Genomic DNA, 15,079 nt, shown 5'->3' on the forward strand with positions numbered 1-15,079 from the left:
CTCAAAAGCAGGGAATTTTTTTGTGCAGGTTATATGCCTCATTCGCCTGCAACAAAAACACAGCCGCTTCCAAATGGAAACGGCTGTGTTTTTTATTCGCTTTTTTTGTATTGGTAGACGGTATGTTTTCGCAAGGTTTCTACCAGCGAACAATACTTATCCGCTACACTGACTAAGTATGCTTCTCGGTACTTCGGGGGAATCGGTGTTAAAGGCCACATGTGCCGCAGAATAATATTCCGCTCCCGCTCGGTTAGCTGGAAACGCGCTTCGGCGTTTTCCAGTGCCGTACGGGGATGGGTAAAACCATGCAGGCCTTTCTGCCCGTTCCCCACATGCCAGTCATACAGGAAAAAATCGTGCAGAAGCGCACCGCGGACGAGACTGGAACGGTCCACATGCCAATTCAGTTTCTCGCTTAACCAAAGACTGACAAAAGCAACGGAAACGCTATGTTCCAGCGTAGAAACATCTCCATGCTGGATAAATGTATCCATGGACTGAACGTCCTTATTCGCAGCAAGTTCGGATAAACATTGCTGGAAAAAAGAACGATCGGATTCAGTCAGCTGCAACGCGATGCCTCCACTACCCGAATTCTGAAACCGATTATTCCTGCTCGTCAAACGCCTTTTGGAGCTTAAGCAGGCACTCATGGCAAACGTTGTAGCCTTTGTAGTTCACGATTTCATCCATGCCGCCGCAGAAAATGCAGGCAGGCTCATACTTTTTCAATACAATTTTGTTGTCTTCGTCGACATAGATTTCAAGGGGATCCTTTTCGTTGATGTTGAGGGTGCTGCGCAGTTCCTTCGGCAGCACAATACGGCCCAGTTCATCAACTTTTCTCACGATTCCAGTAAATTTCATTCCAATACATCCTTTCTTGTGGTTCCTCATCGAGGGGACCTTTTTAGGGGTTCCTTCACCATTTTTTATTTGGAATTAATCCGACAAAATTGTAGTATGTTTTTCCATATATGTCAATATGTCACTAGAAATAACAAAAAACATTTTTGAATATTTATTTTGGCATCGAATAAGTATTATAACAGCCTCAATCAGGAAGAAGATGAACATTTTGTTAAACTATATTTGGGCATTCATGATCTTCTTCAGCATTATATGCGCCGCCGCTACCGGAAGAATGTCAGAACTTTCCTCCGCTGTCATCAGCGGGGCGGGAAATGCCGTGACCCTGATGATCGGCATGACCGGCATGATGTGCGCTTGGACGGGACTGCTGAAAATTGCAGACGCCGGCGGCGTAACGGCGGCAGTCGCAAAAATTCTGGGTCCCGCCGTTCATCGGCTCTTTCCGTCATGCAAAAAGGGTGGCCCGGCAATCAAGGCCATGTGCATGAACATTACCGCAAACCTTCTCGGCCTCGGCAATGCCGCCACACCGCTGGGCCTTGCTGCAATGAAAGAACTGAAAAAACGAAACCCCACTGAAACGGCGGATAACGACATGGTCATGTTCGTGGTAATCAACGCCTCTTCCATCCAGCTGATTCCGACATTTACAGCCACGCTGCGTGCCCAGGCCGGTTCCGCCACACCGTTCGATATCCTTCCCGCTGTATGGGTCACCTCGTTCTGCGCCCTGCTCATCGGCGTGACCGCAGCAAAACTAATGGAGGTTCGCCCACATGGCTGACTTCGGAGCGTATGCAGTTCCCATTGTCATCGTAGCAATCGTTCTGTTTGGATTTCTGCGGAAAGTACCGGTTTTTGACACATTTGTCACCGGTGCCAAAGAAGGGCTGCATACATCCGTTTCGATTCTTCCGACTCTCGTGGGGCTGATTATGGCAGTCTCGATGCTAAGCGCTTCGGGCGCACTAGACCTTCTCTCTTCCCTGCTGGCGCCGGCGGCCAACTTTCTCGGCCTGCCGCCGGAGGTCATGCCGCTTGCGCTGATTAAGCCGTTTTCGGGAAGCGGCTCAACCGCCGTTCTCACCCAAATTTACAAAGACTGCGGACCCGACAGCTTTGCGGGGCGGGTTGCCTCCGTGATGGCCGGGTCCACAGAAACTACATTTTACGCCGTTGCCGTTTATTTTGGTTCCGTTGGGATAAAAAAGACTCGTCACACGATACCGGCGGCAGTGCTCGGCGACCTGAGTGCCTGCATCCTGTCTGCCCTGACCGTGCGTCTGTTCTTCAACAGCTGAGTCTCAAGGTGCGAAAAATATTTGCTATTTGTGAACGACCTTGCTATAATTTTAGCGAATTTATGACCGAGCGGCAATCCATTCCCATTATGTGGAAAAATTTTTACGCCGCGGCGGAGGATACTGCAATGATTCTTGTTCTCGATATTGGCAATACAAATATCACTGTGGGTGTTTACAAAGGAAAAGAGTTGCTGTTTGTGTCGCGCATGGCGACCGACCGCATGAGAATGGAAGACCAGTATGCCATTGAACTGCGGGAAATTCTCTCGCTTTACGGAGTTTCCCTCGACCAGATTGAAGGCGCAGCCATCAGCTCTGTGGTGCCGGTTGTCAACCATGCCCTTGTCAATGCGGTACGGAAGCTCACCGGCGTCACCCCGATCTGCGTGGGTCCGGACACAAAAACCAAGATTAAAATTGATGTAAAGAATGCCGAAAGCGTCGGTGCTGACCTGCTCGTCGGCTGCGTTGCGGCGGCAGAACTCTTTGACGGGCCATGCATCATTCTGGACTTGGGCACTGCAACGACTTTTGTTGTCATGGATGAGGACAGGCGTATGCTCGGTGGCGCAATCGCGCCGGGTGTCGGCATCTCGCTGGATGCTCTCACGAGCCGCACGGCACAGCTTCCTTCCGTCAGCCTTGAGGCGCCCGAACATGTCATCGGGAACAGTACGGCCGAATGTATGCGCTCGGGGCTGATTATCGGCACCGCCTGCATGATAGACGGAATGTGCAACCGCATTGAAAAAGAACTTGGCCGGAAATGCAGCGTTGTTGCAACCGGCGGGCTGGCAAAAGAAATTATTCAGCAATGCGAACGAAAAATTGTTTTATGTGACACGCTTCTTCTTGATGGTCTGCGGCTCATTTACGAAGCAAATCATGACATCAATTGAACATACAAGCAGCCGCCGTTTTCTCTGCTTGGAGCAAACGGCGGCTGCTTTTTTTGCATTTTTTATTTTACTGTTTGAACGTGTTTATCTTCTTCATTATCATGGAAAAGAAGACGAATACACCATAGTGCCGCGAGTCCAACAATTACAAACACGATTCTGCTTCCTGCGGAAAGTTGTCCGCCGAAAATCCAGCCAACAATATCAAAGCCGAAGATTCCGATGGAACCCCAATTAAGCCCGCCGATAATCAGAAGTGTCAGAGCAATTTTATCCAATAGAAATTCCTCCTTTCAGGCGTAGTTTCTCCTGAAAACGGGAAAATATAATTGATAATTCAAAACAAAATAAAAAACAGTGGTTACGCGTAAACGCGCAACCACCGGATTTGTTTGATGAATTCTTCTAAGCTAAAAAAACTTAGCCCTCTTCTTTCATCTTTGCAAAGCACTCGCTGCAATATACCGGGCGGCCTTCTGTAGGCTGGAACGGTACTTTGCAAGCAGCGCCGCAGGAAGCACAAACAGCGTCAAACATTTCGCGCTGAGGCTTCTGGTTCATTCTGCGGGCTTTGCGGCATTCCGGGCATCTTTTGGGTTCATTGGTAAAGCCTTTCGCAGCATAGAATTCCTGCTCGCCGGCAGTCCAGATAAACTCCTTCCCGCATTCCTGGCAGACTAAAGTTTTGTCTTCAAACATAATTTTTACCTCACTCTGTGTGATTTTTTGCCCTGGGACGGAGTTGAACCGACAACCTTTGGCAGTACCAAATGCTTTTGCGTTAAGCTACTGGGGCATATAAAAAGGAATCACATGTGCATAGCATATAATAAAAAAGTTCCAATGTCAAGCTTTATTTTTAAATATTTGAAAAATATTTTATTTTTTCCCTAATTTTTTTTTGCGTTGCGATGGATTTCCATGTAATTTCACGAAACTCTTCCGAAAGCACTTCCTTGTTTTTCCCTACATATTTATATATAAGAAATACCTGTCACTTTTCATGCCATTTTATTTTAGTAGTAAGCTAATCATGCAAAGATTTCTAGGGCGTTTTCATTGACATTTCCCTAGGCAAAAGTTATAATTTCCCCGTGCTTTTTGAAATATGCAAAGAAGAATGGAGAACGGACTGACTTATGAAAAAACGGATTCAGAGAATCGCAGCATTTCTACTGACCGTTGTTTTGCTGGCATGTTTTGCCGCCGGTTGTTCCAAATCTGAGAACAATCAAAAAGTCCTTCGCGTAGGAATGGAGTGCAATTATGCACCGTATAATTGGTCACAGTCCACTTCCGCAAATGGGGCCGTAAAAATCAGCAACAGCAACGAGTACGCAAACGGCTACGATGTGATGATGGCAAAGAGGATTGCCGATGCCCTTGGCTACCGGCTGGAAATCGTCAAGACACAGTGGGACGGCCTTGCGCCGGGCGTGGATTCCGGCAAGCTTGACGCCGTTATTGCAGGTATGAGTGCAACCGCCGACCGAAAACAGTCGGTGGATTTTACCGATAACTACTACACTGCCACCATCTTTGCACTGGTAAAGAAAGACGGGAAATTTGCCAATGCAAAGACAATCCGAGATTTAAAAGGTGCTGTATGTACTTCCCAGCTCAGCACAATTTGGTATGATTTGCTCCAACAGGTGCCGGACGCAGACATACAGCCTGCACTTGCGGATGTAACCTCTATGATTGTTTCCCTGCAGTCAGGCAAATGCGAGATGCTTTTGGTGGACAAGCCAACGGCGCTGGCTGCAACTTATGCAAACAAAGACCTTGTGAAGATTGACCTCAGTAACGACCCGGATTTGAAGGTTCCGCAGGAACAGATCAATATCGGCATCGCCGTCAAAAAGGGCAACACAGAGCTGAAAGACGCAATCAACAAGGTGCTCGCCACAATCAGCGAAGAGGACCGTTCTCAGATGATGAACGAGGCGATTCAGAATCAGCCCCTCTCCGATGGAACGATTCCGCAGAACGGCGATGACGACTTCTGGTACTGGGTCGGCAGGATGCTGAAGGAATACGGGAATATGTTTCTGCAGGGCGCAGGCATCACACTTCTGCTTGCACTTGTGGGTACGATCATTGGCTGCATCATCGGCCTTCTGGTTGGTGTGCTTCGCACAATACCCAAACCGAAGAAGAATCAGAATCCAATCATCAAAGGCCTTTACTGGCTTCTCCAGTTCCTGCTTGCGGCATACATAGAAGTTTTCCGTGGTACCCCTATGATGGTTCAGGCCATGGTTCTCTATTTCGGCTCCATGTCTGTTTTCAACATTGACATGAGCCCGATGTTCGCCGGCTTCTTCGTTGTCTCCATCAACACGGGCGCCTACATGGCGGAATCCGTGCGCGGCGGCATCGAATCCATCGACGTCGGACAGAGAGAGGCAGCCGCCGCCCTTGGCATGACGCACTGGCAGACCATGACAAGCGTTATCATGCCTCAGACCTTCCGCATCATCCTTCCGCAAATCGGCAACAACCTGATTATCAACATCAAAGATACGTCGGTTTTGAACGTCATCAGCGTGACAGAGCTTTACTTTGTCGCCAACAGTGCCGCGGGAGTCTACTATAAATTCTTCGTCGCTTTCTCCATCGTCTGCGTGATTTACTTCATTATGACCTTTGTATGCGCACGCCTGCTGCGTATGATGGAACGCAAAATCGACGGTGACGAATATTACACCCTTGTTGACCTCGACGCAATGGCCGACCCGACCGGCGTCCTCACGTCAGGTCCCATCCGCAAAGGAGGCATGCACAAATGGGGGAAGTAAACGAGCCGATTCTTCAGGTACGCCATCTGCGCAAACAGTTCGGCAGCCATGAAGTTTTGAAAGATATTGATTTCAACACCTATCCGCGCGACGTGGTGTGTATCATCGGGGCGTCCGGCTCCGGCAAATCCACGCTGCTGCGCTGCATCAATCTTCTGGAAACCCCCTCTGAGGGGTTAATCCTGTTCCACGGGGAAAATATTCTCAAATCAAGCAACCTCAGTTCCTACCGTGCCAAAGTCGGCATGGTGTTCCAGTCCTTCAACCTGTTCCGCAACATGACCGTGCTGCAGAACTGCATGGTCGGCATGGAAAAGGTTCTAAAGAAGGACAAGAAATACGCCGAGGAAAACGCGCTCAAGTACCTGAAAAAAGTCGGCATGGCGCAGTACATCAACGCAAAGCCGAGCCAGCTTTCCGGCGGGCAGCAGCAGCGCGTTGCCATTGCCCGTGCGCTTGCCATGGAACCCGAAATCCTTTTGTTCGACGAACCGACGAGCGCGCTTGACCCGCAGATGGTCGGCGAAGTGCTTGAGGTCATGCGTGACCTCGCCCACGAGGGCCTCACCATGATTATCGTTACGCATGAAATGGCCTTCGCGCATGACGTTGCTTCTCGCATTGTCTTCATGGATCAGGGTGTCATTGCGGAGGAAGGTACTCCGCAGGAAGTCATGGATAACCCGAAAAACGAACGCACGAAAGAATTCCTTTCCCGTTTTCACAGTCAAGGCTGACAGATGAAAAAAAGATGCCGCGGATTTTTTCCGCGGCTTTTCTTTTTACCTCAGTACCTCTGTATATAAAATCAGGGTGTGCGGATTTCTTCCGTACACCCTGATTTTTTTCTTTTGGATTAGCCGAAGTAACGCTTCAGCAGACCTGCAAAGCCTGCGCCGTGGCGAGCTTCGTCTTTTGCCATCTCATGAACCGTGTCATGAATTGCGTCATAGTCGAGCGCCTTTGCGCGCTTCGCAAGCTCAAACTTACCGGAGCAAGCACCACGCTCTGCCTCTACGCGCATTTCAAGGTTCTTCTTGGTGCTGTTGGTAACAACTTCGCCGAGAAGTTCTGCAAAGCGAGAAGCATGGTCTGCTTCTTCCATCGCATATTTGCGGAATGCGGCAGCGATTTCCGGATAGCCTTCACGGTCAGCCTGACGGGCCATAGCCATGTACATACCGACTTCTGTGCATTCTCCCTGGAAGTTTGCCTTCAGACCTTCGTAAACTTCCTTATCGCAGCCCTGAGCAACACCGATAACATGCTCACAAGCGAACGGCTGGTCTTCTTTCTTCTCTACAAACTTTTCCCTCGGGGCGCCGCACTGCGGGCACTTTGCCGGCGGAACGTCTCCTTCATAAACATAACCACAAACTGAGCAAACAAATTTTTTCATAGTAAAATACCTCCCATAAAATATTTGAAAGTAGAATTTGTATATCTGAACCGGAGTCGGTTGTTGGCTCCGTTAGATTTCTCGCTTTAGACATTCGCTGCAGACGCCGTGAAGAATCACGTCGCTACTTTCAATTTTCAATCCCATTTTTTCACCGGTTTCTTGAATATGCCGGTTATTCAAAAATTCGCCCGGAACATCAATCACCGCATGGCATTGGGAACAGACAAAATGCGTGTGAGGTTTAACATTTCCGTCGTAGCGCTCTTGGCCGTTTACTGTGCCGACACTGATGATGACACCGTCATTTTTGAATTGCGTCAAGTTGCGATAGACTGTTCCGAGGGAGAGATCCGGATACTGCGGCTTCAGCTGCTGGTAAACCCACTCTGCCGTCGGATGGCATGTTGTGGAACGTACCGCCTTCAGAATGGCTTCTCGCTTTCGGCTGTAATTTCGTTTCTTTACTGTCTGTTGCATCAGTGCTCCCTCAATTAATAATAATTATTATTTTTATTTTCATCTGTATCATAGCACAGGTTTTCTCATTTGTAAAGGGGTTTTTGATTATTTTTTTAAAAAATTTTTCGTTTTATGCCCAGCCTCTTCTTATCCTGCATTTTGACCCCTCCCCTTACCTATCTTAGCAAAGTGCTCTTATGCAGATGATGCACTAGAAGTTATCTCCTACAACCTGCTGATTCGACTTGCGATAGACTCTCCATCCTACGAGAAAAGGCGTTCTCCGCTTGCACGGAGAACGCCTTTCAAAGACATTACATATTATTTATTTCTTAAAAATGCCCTTTGCAAATGCAATTTCGCTTTTGGTGGGCACAAGCAGCTTGTAAAGCGGTGTTTTGGTGTAACGGCAGAAGATAATCATGCTGACGATTCCCTGCACCGTCATCGAAAGCGCGGTTGCGAGGGCCACGCCGTTCATTCCCATCAGCGGAATCAACAGTAGGTCCGAAACGCAGTTGGTTACAACGCCGCAGGCTGTGGGAATGATATTCAGTTCGGGCCGGCCGTAAGCCGCAATGGAGTTGCTGAGTACTTTGGCGTAGCAGATGAAAATACAGCCGACGACCAAAAACGCCAGCGGGCTAAGCGAACCTATATAACGCGGGAAGATAATCGGAATCAGAAGCACCGAAATCCAATAGAGCAAAACCGCGGCGATAATCGTCAGGAGCGCCACGACTTTGGAGGAAATCACCGTAATGCGGAGCTTGTCCTCACGGCTGCTGGTAGAAGCGATGCGGCTCATGATGACTTGGCTGACCGCATCCGGAAGAATCCAAAGCTGCTGCGCGATGGTTTGGGCCGTGTTAAACAAAGCCAGACCACTGACGGTATATTGGTACTGGACGATATAAGCACCGAGGTTTGTGTTGACATAGGTCAGAATATTGCTGACATGGGACTTGAGGCTGTAAACGACCATTTCCCCGCCTGTGACGGTACGGTCATCTTCCGGTACCGGTTGCGGTTTTGGGCCGTTCCACCGGCGTATGCCGTAAAGCGCAAAAAAAATCGCCGCAAACGCAATCGCATTCGTCCCCCAAATCCAAATAGTGGCGTTCGGGCGAAAGGCGATGTAAACATACAAAACCGTCGTCACAATTTTCTGTGCCAGATTAATCAAATTAAACGTCTTGAACTTGTTCTCGCCGCGGAGAACGCCGACGCAGACATTCAAAACAAGGCTCAAAAATGCATTCACAACGATGGCCGCCAGAAAATCAAACGGCATGCCGGCAAAAAAAGAGGTGTTTCTCAGCAGGGCGATAACACCCGTACTGAGAAGCACAAGCGCTGCTGCAATAATGCCGGTCAGCTTGATAAGTGTCTGACGCGTATTTTGAATCTTGTATCGCGCGACAAAATAGATCACCGAAGAAGTGATGCTCAGGCCGATTATGGTTAAAAAGCCGCTGCTCCAATTTTGAAACGCATTGAAGTTTCCTTTAACGTCAAGGTCAACGCGGCGCATAACGGCAAATGCTTGAATCAGCGTCAGAACAGCGCCGATTGCATTGGTGCCGAACGTATTAATCGAATCGCGGACAACATCGCTGTGAATTTTTCTCATATTTTTTTGAAACCCCGCTGTTTTTCAAGATGAATGAATAGTCCAAACAATGAAAAACATTATAGCATCATCCGCGCCGAACCTCAACTGTTTACCGATATGAAAGCCCACTCCTCTTCAAAGCACCGCGCAGAACATAAAACAGAGGAATTCCGATGACGTCCGCAATGGCGGCGTTGATGAGCGTTGCAGGGGCCTTCACCGCAAGCTGAATTTGGATTGCCTGCCACGCCGAACCGACAAGCGCGAGCTTCGCCCACGAATAGAACAGATACATGGCGCAGTAGGAAAGCGAGCCGGTAACGGCTGCCACAATCACACGCGAGAGTTTTTTCGCCGTGCCGTCGCCGCCCCAGGCAATCAATCCGCAGAAAAATGCCATCAAAAATTTGGTGACGAGCGTCACCGGAGCGCTGGAAGCCCAGCCGCCCAGAAGATCAAACAGGCAGGAACCGATGCCCGCAGCAAGCCCGCCGGAAACCGGCCCAAGCAGAAGTCCGGACAGGATGCAGAAAACATTGGCAAAACCAATCATTGTTTTATCCGTTCCCCCTACGGGGATTTTTATGTTAAAAAAGTAAGTCGCCACAAAAACGCATGCTGCCATCAGGCCGGTTACAGCAAGGTTGACCGTAGGATTTTCAAAATTGCGTTTGACTTTCATTGGAATCACCCTTTGCTGAAATTTGAATATGAAAATTCATTTCCCACTCTTGCATAATCACTTCAATGTGCTATCATTTTATTCGCAAACTGTCTCTGTGAAAAGTCACAGTTCATAAAAATATCATCAGTACAGTTTCTCACGAAGGGGGCGGTAGTAGTATGGCGTATGATTATCTTGTGCTTGACAAAAGTTCAGAAATACCGCTCTACCATCAGCTTTACTTGTGCATCCGCCACGCTGTGGAAAAAGGACATTTGAAAGAAGGCGACAGGCTCCCCTCGGTGCGCCGACTTGCAAGCGACCTTGCCCTAAGCTGCACAACGGTGGAAACAGCCTACCAGCAGCTCTGTGTAGAAGGCTACCTGCGTTCAAAGCCGAAGCGAGGTTATTTTGCTCGCGGCGGAAAGCTCGGCAGTCCCGAGCGGACTGCGGTTCCTCCGCCGGTTGCCCGGGAACCTGTTCTTCCCGTGCGCTACAATTTCGGCAGCGATTGCGTTGACATCGGCAGCACCGATATTAAAATCTGGCGGCGCAATGTGCGCACGGCGCTGAACCGTCAGGATGTCCTCGCCTCTTACGGTGGCCCGCAGGGGGAGCCGGAACTGCGCGAAGCCCTTGCCGCTTACAGCTTTTCCGCCCGCGGCGCCGTTGCCCGACCGGAGCAAATTGTCATCGGCGCGGGAACCCAGCCGCTGCTTTCGCTGCTGTGCGGGCTGCTCGAAAAAGAAAACGCCGCTGTCGCCATGGAAGCACCCGGTTTTCCGCAGGCGGAGCAGGTATTCCATGATTTCGGCCTGCCGGTGCTGAAACTCCCCTGCGACGAAGACGGTATTCGCATGGATGCGCTGGAGAAAAGCAAAGCGAACCTTGTTTATGTCAGTCCGTCGAACCGCGTCGGCACAGGTTCGGCCATTCCCATGAGCCGCCGTACCGAACTTCTCGATTGGGCTTTCCGGACCGGCAGCATCATTATTGAAGACGACTACAACGGTGAGCTTCGCTATCGCGCGAGGCCCATTCCTGCCATGCAAGGCGTTGCGGAAGGGCGGAGCGTCGTCTACCTCGGTTCGTTTTCCAAACTGCTGCTTCCTTCCGTGCGCATCGGGTACATGATTCTGACTCCGGAACTGCTCACGCGATACCTGACCCGCGCCGCGAACTACAACCAGACCTCCTCCAAAGTAGAACAGCTTGCCCTCGCGGAATACATCCGAAGCGGCCAGATGGAACGCCACTTGCGCCGCCTGCGGAAGCTTTACAGCGCAAAAAGCGAAGCACTGCTGCGCTGCCTGCGCGCGGCCTTCGGAAAACAGGCGGATATTCTGCTGCAGGAGACGCAGCTCACCGTTCTTCTTACTTTGCACAACGGGAAAAGCGCCGAGGAATTGCGCCGTTTGGCGTTGGAACACGGCGTCCGCGTGCAAATTTCGGGCGGCAAGATACTCCTTGGCTTTGCGGGAATTCCGCTCGGGGATATTCCCAGCGCGGTTCAGTGCTTAAAAGAAGCATGGAGCTGATTTTTCCCATACGAATTGTGGAAGAAATAAATTATGTTTTATCAAGACGGAGCGATACAATAAGCCCTTATTAAGAAAGGATTACAGCGATGAGAGCATACGAACGGCTTTTAGACTATGTAAAATATGACACTACTTCAGATGAAAACGCGCCTGAGGGCCGCTTTCCGAGCACAGAGAGCCAGCTCGTTTTGGCAGACCATCTCGCGGCGGAAATGGAACAGCTCGGTTTTCAAAACGTGCGCCGCGACTCCTTCGGCTATGTCTACGGTTTTCTTCCGTCCAACTGCGGCACGAAACAGCCGGTCATCGGGCTGATTGCACACATGGACACAAGTTCTGCCGCCTGTGGTGCGGGAATCAAACCGCGAATCGTGAAAAATTACGACGGCGGTGAAATCGTTCTGAACGAGGGAAAGAATGTCGTTCTGCGCCCCGAAGATTCTCCGTGCCTGAAGGAATGTCTCGGCATGGACCTCATTGTAACTGACGGGACAACACTGCTCGGGGCGGACGACAAGGCGGGCATCGCGGAAATCCTCACGGCGGCGGAAATTTTGAACCGGCGGAACATTCCGCACGGCCCGATTGCTGTTGCCATCACGCCCGACGAAGAAATCGGCCGCGGAACCAACCACTTTAATCTCGAGAAATTCGGCGCGGATTTTGCCTATACCGTAGACGGAGGGAAACTCGGCGAGCTGGAGTACGAAAACTTCAACGCGGCCTCCGCCGTACTGATTGTTCACGGCATCGCCACACACCCGGGCGACGCGAAGAATAGGATGAAAAATGCGGTTTTGCTCGGTATTGAATTCAACGCCTTGCTTCCGCCCGCAGAAACGCCGGAGCACACAGAAGGATACGAAGGCTTTTTCCACCTGCTCCGTTTTGAGGGCTGCGAGGAACGCGCCGAACTGCACTATATTGTGCGCGACCACGACAGAAAGAAATTTGAAGCGCGTAAGGCTGCCCTTCGCCGCGCGGCGGATTACTTGAACGAAAAGTACGGTGCCGGGACATTTGAGCTGCAGCTCAAAGACCAATATTTCAATATGAAACCCGTTATCTCCCGGCACATGGAGATTGTGGAACGCGCGGAACGTGCGATGCGCGCCTGCGGCGTGGAGCCGACGGCAGTTCCGATTCGCGGCGGGACAGACGGCGCCATGCTTTCCTGCATGGGGCTTCCCTGCCCGAACCTTTCCACCGGCGGATTCAATTTCCACAGCAGGTTCGAGTTCATTCCGGTGCAGGCGATGGATAAAATGGCGGACATTCTGGTGGAGCTTGTCCGCGCCGAAGAATAGTGCTTTCGCGGAAAACCGTCGCATTTTCGGCGGAAATATGATATGATAATGAAGTATATTTTCTTGTGCCCAACAAACGGCTGTACCATTGTAGAGCCGTTTGTTTCATGCTATAATCAGTTAATATAGAAAAGCAGAAAAGGGGACTTTGGGAAATTATGATCAGTGTCAACCAATATCACACGCATTACTGCGGTGAAATAGGCGAAAAAGACATCGGAAAGGAAGTGCGCGTTGCAGGCTGGGTCGAAAATATCCGCGACCACGGCGGCGTTCAGTTCCTCGACCTGCGTGACCATTACGGCGTTGTGCAGATCGTAATTCATAATCAGGACATGCTCAAAACCATCAGCAAGGAGTGCACCCTCACCGCCAAGGGCAAGGTTGTTCTGCGCGACCCCGAAACGGTGAACCCGAAGATTCCGACCGGCACCGTGGAAATTCACGTCGAAGAACTGGAGGTTCTCGGCGAGGTTCTTGCCCCGCTGCCGTTTGAAATCGCTTCGTCACTCGAAACAAAAGAAGACGTGCGCCTGAAATACCGTTACCTTGACCTGCGAAACCCCAAAGTTCATCATAATATCGTGCTGCGTTCGCAGCTGATCTCATTTCTGCGCCAAAAAATGACTGAGCTCGGCTTTCTGGAAATTCAAACGCCGATTCTCTCCGCCTCTTCGCCGGAGGGTGCGCGCGATTACCTGATTCCGAGCCGCAGACATCCCGGGAAATTCTACGCTTTGCCGCAGGCACCGCAGCTTTTCAAACAGCTGCTGATGGTCTCCGGCTTTGACCGCTATTTCCAGATTGCGCCGTGCTTCCGCGATGAGGACGCACGCGCGGACCGCTCCCCGGGCGAATTCTACCAGCTCGACTTTGAAATGGCATTCGCCACGCAGGAAGACGTCTTCGCCATTGCCGAAGAGGTTTTAAGCGAAGCCTTCCGCAAATTCTCGACGAAAGAGGTTTCGCCGACGCCGTTCCGCCGGATTTCTTATAAGGAATCCATGCTGAAATACGGCACCGACAAGCCGGACCTGCGCAACCCGCTGGAGATTATCGACATCACCGACATTTTTGAAGGCACAACCTTCAAGCCGTTCCAGAACAAGACGGTGCGCGCTATTAATGTGCCGGACTGCGCCGGCCAGCCGCGCAGTTTCTTTGAAAACATGCTGAAATTCGCCGAGAGTATCGGAATGAAGGGCCTCGGCTACATTAAGGTGACGGAGTCCGGCGAATATCAGGGCCCCATCAATAAATATCTGCCGGACGACAAGCGCAACGAACTGACAAAGCGCGCAGGCCTAAAGCCCGGCTGCGTCATTTTCTTCATCGCCGACGAGGCGGACGTTGCTCCGAAGCTCGCGGGGCAAATCCGCACGGAACTCGGCGAGCGGCTGAACCTCATTGACAAGAACCGCTTCGAGTTCTGCTTTATTGTGGACTTCCCGATGTTTGAACCGGACGAGGAGACCGGCGCCATGACCTTCACCCACAACCCGTTCTCCATGCCGCAGGGCGGAATGGACGCGCTGCTCAACAAGAATCCGGAAGATATTCTCGCCTACCAGTACGACATCGTCTGCAACGGCGTAGAGCTTTCCTCCGGCGCCGTGCGCAACCACCGCCTCGACATCATGAAGAAAGCCTTTGAAATCGCGGGTTACACCGAAGAGGAGCTCAAGACAAAGTTCACCTCGCTGTACCATGCATTCCAGTTCGGCGCACCGCCGCATGCCGGCATGGCACCGGGCATTGACCGCATGCTGATGCTTTTGACGGATCAGGACAACATCCGCGAGGTTATTGCGTTCCCGATGAACTCCAACGCACAGGACGTCATGATGGGCGCGCCGAACGAAGTCACCGAACAGCAACTGCGTGAAGTGCACATCAGGCTCAGAAAATAAACCGCCCCGGGAGGAACCGACATGGTAACGCATGAAGATATTCTAAAAATCGCGAACCTTGCAAAGCTTTTCGTCGCTCCTGAGGAGCTGGACGGTCTGACAAAGGACATGAACGAAATCATCGGATTTGCCGACACCATCAGTGCCGCGACCGAAGACGTTTCTGACTTTGACAATATCAACGGCCTTTCCAATGTGTTCCGGGAGGACACGGTCGTTCCCTCGTATGACCGCGAGGAAATTTTGAAAAATGCGGCAAGCCGCGAGGATGGTTACTTCCTCGTGCGGCGACGCAAATAGG

General features: G+C 50.8%; 17 protein-coding genes and 1 pseudogene. 10 read left to right on the forward strand and 8 right to left on the reverse strand.

Translation table 11 applies throughout. The annotated features are described in order from the left end of the window. Nucleotides 1-92 precede the first annotated feature (92 nt). Together NOG13_RS06725 and NOG13_RS06730 are read right to left on the reverse strand one after the other, a co-directional pair. Nucleotides 93-497: an HD domain-containing protein gene (locus NOG13_RS06725; protein ID WP_346347649.1), complete on the reverse strand. Its 405-nt coding sequence runs from the start codon at nt 495-497 to the stop codon at nt 93-95. A gap of 112 nt (nt 498-609) precedes the next feature. Next, on the reverse strand, nt 610-870 hold the full coding sequence (locus NOG13_RS06730) for an AbrB/MazE/SpoVT family DNA-binding domain-containing protein (RefSeq protein ID WP_283109805.1): 261 nt from the start codon (nt 868-870) through the stop codon (nt 610-612). Nucleotides 871-1,072: 202 nt separating this feature from the next. On the opposite strand from NOG13_RS06730, the gene NOG13_RS06735 reads away from it, so the two are divergent. The 3 genes from NOG13_RS06735 to NOG13_RS06745 all read left to right on the forward strand — a co-directional run bounded on the left by NOG13_RS06735 (nt 1,073) and on the right by NOG13_RS06745 (nt 3,079). After that, a complete protein-coding gene (locus NOG13_RS06735) occupies nt 1,073-1,660 on the forward strand; it encodes a nucleoside recognition domain-containing protein (protein ID WP_283109806.1) in 588 nt (195 codons plus the stop codon). After that, complete coding sequence (locus NOG13_RS06740; protein ID WP_283109807.1) at nt 1,653-2,177, forward strand: spore maturation protein; 525 nt, start codon at nt 1,653-1,655, stop codon at nt 2,175-2,177. The genes NOG13_RS06735 and NOG13_RS06740 overlap by 8 nt, the downstream gene beginning before the upstream one ends. A 128-nt stretch (nt 2,178-2,305) precedes the next feature. Continuing rightward, nucleotides 2,306-3,079: a type III pantothenate kinase gene (locus NOG13_RS06745; protein WP_283109808.1), complete on the forward strand. Its 774-nt coding sequence runs from the start codon at nt 2,306-2,308 to the stop codon at nt 3,077-3,079. Between the two features lie 62 nt (nt 3,080-3,141). On the opposite strand, the gene NOG13_RS06750 is transcribed toward NOG13_RS06745, so the two are convergent. Next, on the reverse strand, nt 3,142-3,357 hold the full coding sequence (locus NOG13_RS06750; RefSeq protein WP_283109809.1) for a DUF378 domain-containing protein: 216 nt from the start codon (nt 3,355-3,357) through the stop codon (nt 3,142-3,144). A 142-nt stretch (nt 3,358-3,499) separates the two neighbouring features. Then, nucleotides 3,500-3,778 (reverse strand): zinc-ribbon domain containing protein, encoded by a 279-nt coding sequence (locus NOG13_RS06755; RefSeq protein ID WP_283109810.1) that lies wholly within the window; start codon nt 3,776-3,778, stop codon nt 3,500-3,502. Between the two features lie 554 nt (nt 3,779-4,332). Here NOG13_RS06755 and NOG13_RS09460 point away from each other — a divergent pair. The 3 genes and pseudogenes from NOG13_RS09460 to NOG13_RS06765 all read left to right on the forward strand — a co-directional run. After that, nucleotides 4,333-4,995: pseudogene (locus NOG13_RS09460) on the forward strand (transporter substrate-binding domain-containing protein); the annotation flags it as partial. Nucleotides 4,996-5,103: 108 nt separating this feature from the next. Beyond that, complete coding sequence (locus NOG13_RS09465; protein ID WP_346347676.1) at nt 5,104-5,880, forward strand: amino acid ABC transporter permease; 777 nt, start codon at nt 5,104-5,106, stop codon at nt 5,878-5,880. After that, nucleotides 5,868-6,617: an amino acid ABC transporter ATP-binding protein gene (locus tag NOG13_RS06765; RefSeq protein WP_283109812.1), complete on the forward strand. Its 750-nt coding sequence runs from the start codon at nt 5,868-5,870 to the stop codon at nt 6,615-6,617. Before NOG13_RS09465 ends, NOG13_RS06765 begins: the two co-directional genes overlap by 13 nt. 119 nt (nt 6,618-6,736) lie before the next feature. Here NOG13_RS06765 and NOG13_RS06770 read toward each other — a convergent pair whose 3' ends face one another. The 4 genes from NOG13_RS06770 to NOG13_RS06785 form a co-directional block, all read right to left on the reverse strand. Further along, entirely contained in the window at nt 6,737-7,279 is a 543-nt protein-coding gene (locus NOG13_RS06770; RefSeq protein WP_283109813.1) for an NADH peroxidase, read from the reverse strand. A 72-nt stretch (nt 7,280-7,351) separates the two neighbouring features. Further along, nucleotides 7,352-7,759: a Fur family transcriptional regulator gene (locus NOG13_RS06775; protein WP_283109814.1), complete on the reverse strand. Its 408-nt coding sequence runs from the start codon at nt 7,757-7,759 to the stop codon at nt 7,352-7,354. Nucleotides 7,760-8,066: 307 nt separating this feature from the next. Continuing rightward, nucleotides 8,067-9,374, reverse strand: coding sequence for a lipopolysaccharide biosynthesis protein (locus tag NOG13_RS06780; protein ID WP_283109815.1), 1,308 nt, complete (start codon nt 9,372-9,374; stop codon nt 8,067-8,069). 91 nt (nt 9,375-9,465) lie between these two features. Beyond that, entirely contained in the window at nt 9,466-10,038 is a 573-nt protein-coding gene (locus tag NOG13_RS06785) for an ECF transporter S component (protein ID WP_283109816.1), read from the reverse strand. 161 nt (nt 10,039-10,199) lie between these two features. On the opposite strand from NOG13_RS06785, the gene pdxR reads away from it, so the two are divergent. The 4 genes from pdxR (at nt 10,200) to gatC (ending at nt 15,078) form a co-directional block, all read left to right on the forward strand. Next, nucleotides 10,200-11,558: a MocR-like pyridoxine biosynthesis transcription factor PdxR gene (gene pdxR / locus NOG13_RS06790; RefSeq protein WP_283109817.1), complete on the forward strand. Its 1,359-nt coding sequence runs from the start codon at nt 10,200-10,202 to the stop codon at nt 11,556-11,558. 89 nt (nt 11,559-11,647) lie between these two features. Continuing rightward, nucleotides 11,648-12,868, forward strand: coding sequence for a peptidase T (gene pepT / locus NOG13_RS06795; protein WP_283109818.1), 1,221 nt, complete (start codon nt 11,648-11,650; stop codon nt 12,866-12,868). A 158-nt stretch (nt 12,869-13,026) separates the two neighbouring features. Beyond that, nucleotides 13,027-14,778 carry an aspartate--tRNA ligase gene (gene aspS / locus NOG13_RS06800; RefSeq protein WP_283109819.1) on the forward strand — a complete coding sequence of 584 codons (1,752 nt, stop codon included), beginning with the start codon at nt 13,027-13,029 and terminating at the stop codon, nt 14,776-14,778. 21 nt (nt 14,779-14,799) lie between these two features. Next, nucleotides 14,800-15,078 (forward strand): Asp-tRNA(Asn)/Glu-tRNA(Gln) amidotransferase subunit GatC, encoded by a 279-nt coding sequence (gatC, locus tag NOG13_RS06805; RefSeq protein WP_283109820.1) that lies wholly within the window; start codon nt 14,800-14,802, stop codon nt 15,076-15,078. The last annotated feature ends 1 nt before the right edge of the window (nt 15,079 follow it).

Origin of the sequence: Thermocaproicibacter melissae (assembly GCF_024498295.1) — a bacterium.
Classification (GTDB): Bacteria; Bacillota; Clostridia; order Oscillospirales; family Acutalibacteraceae; genus Thermocaproicibacter; species Thermocaproicibacter melissae.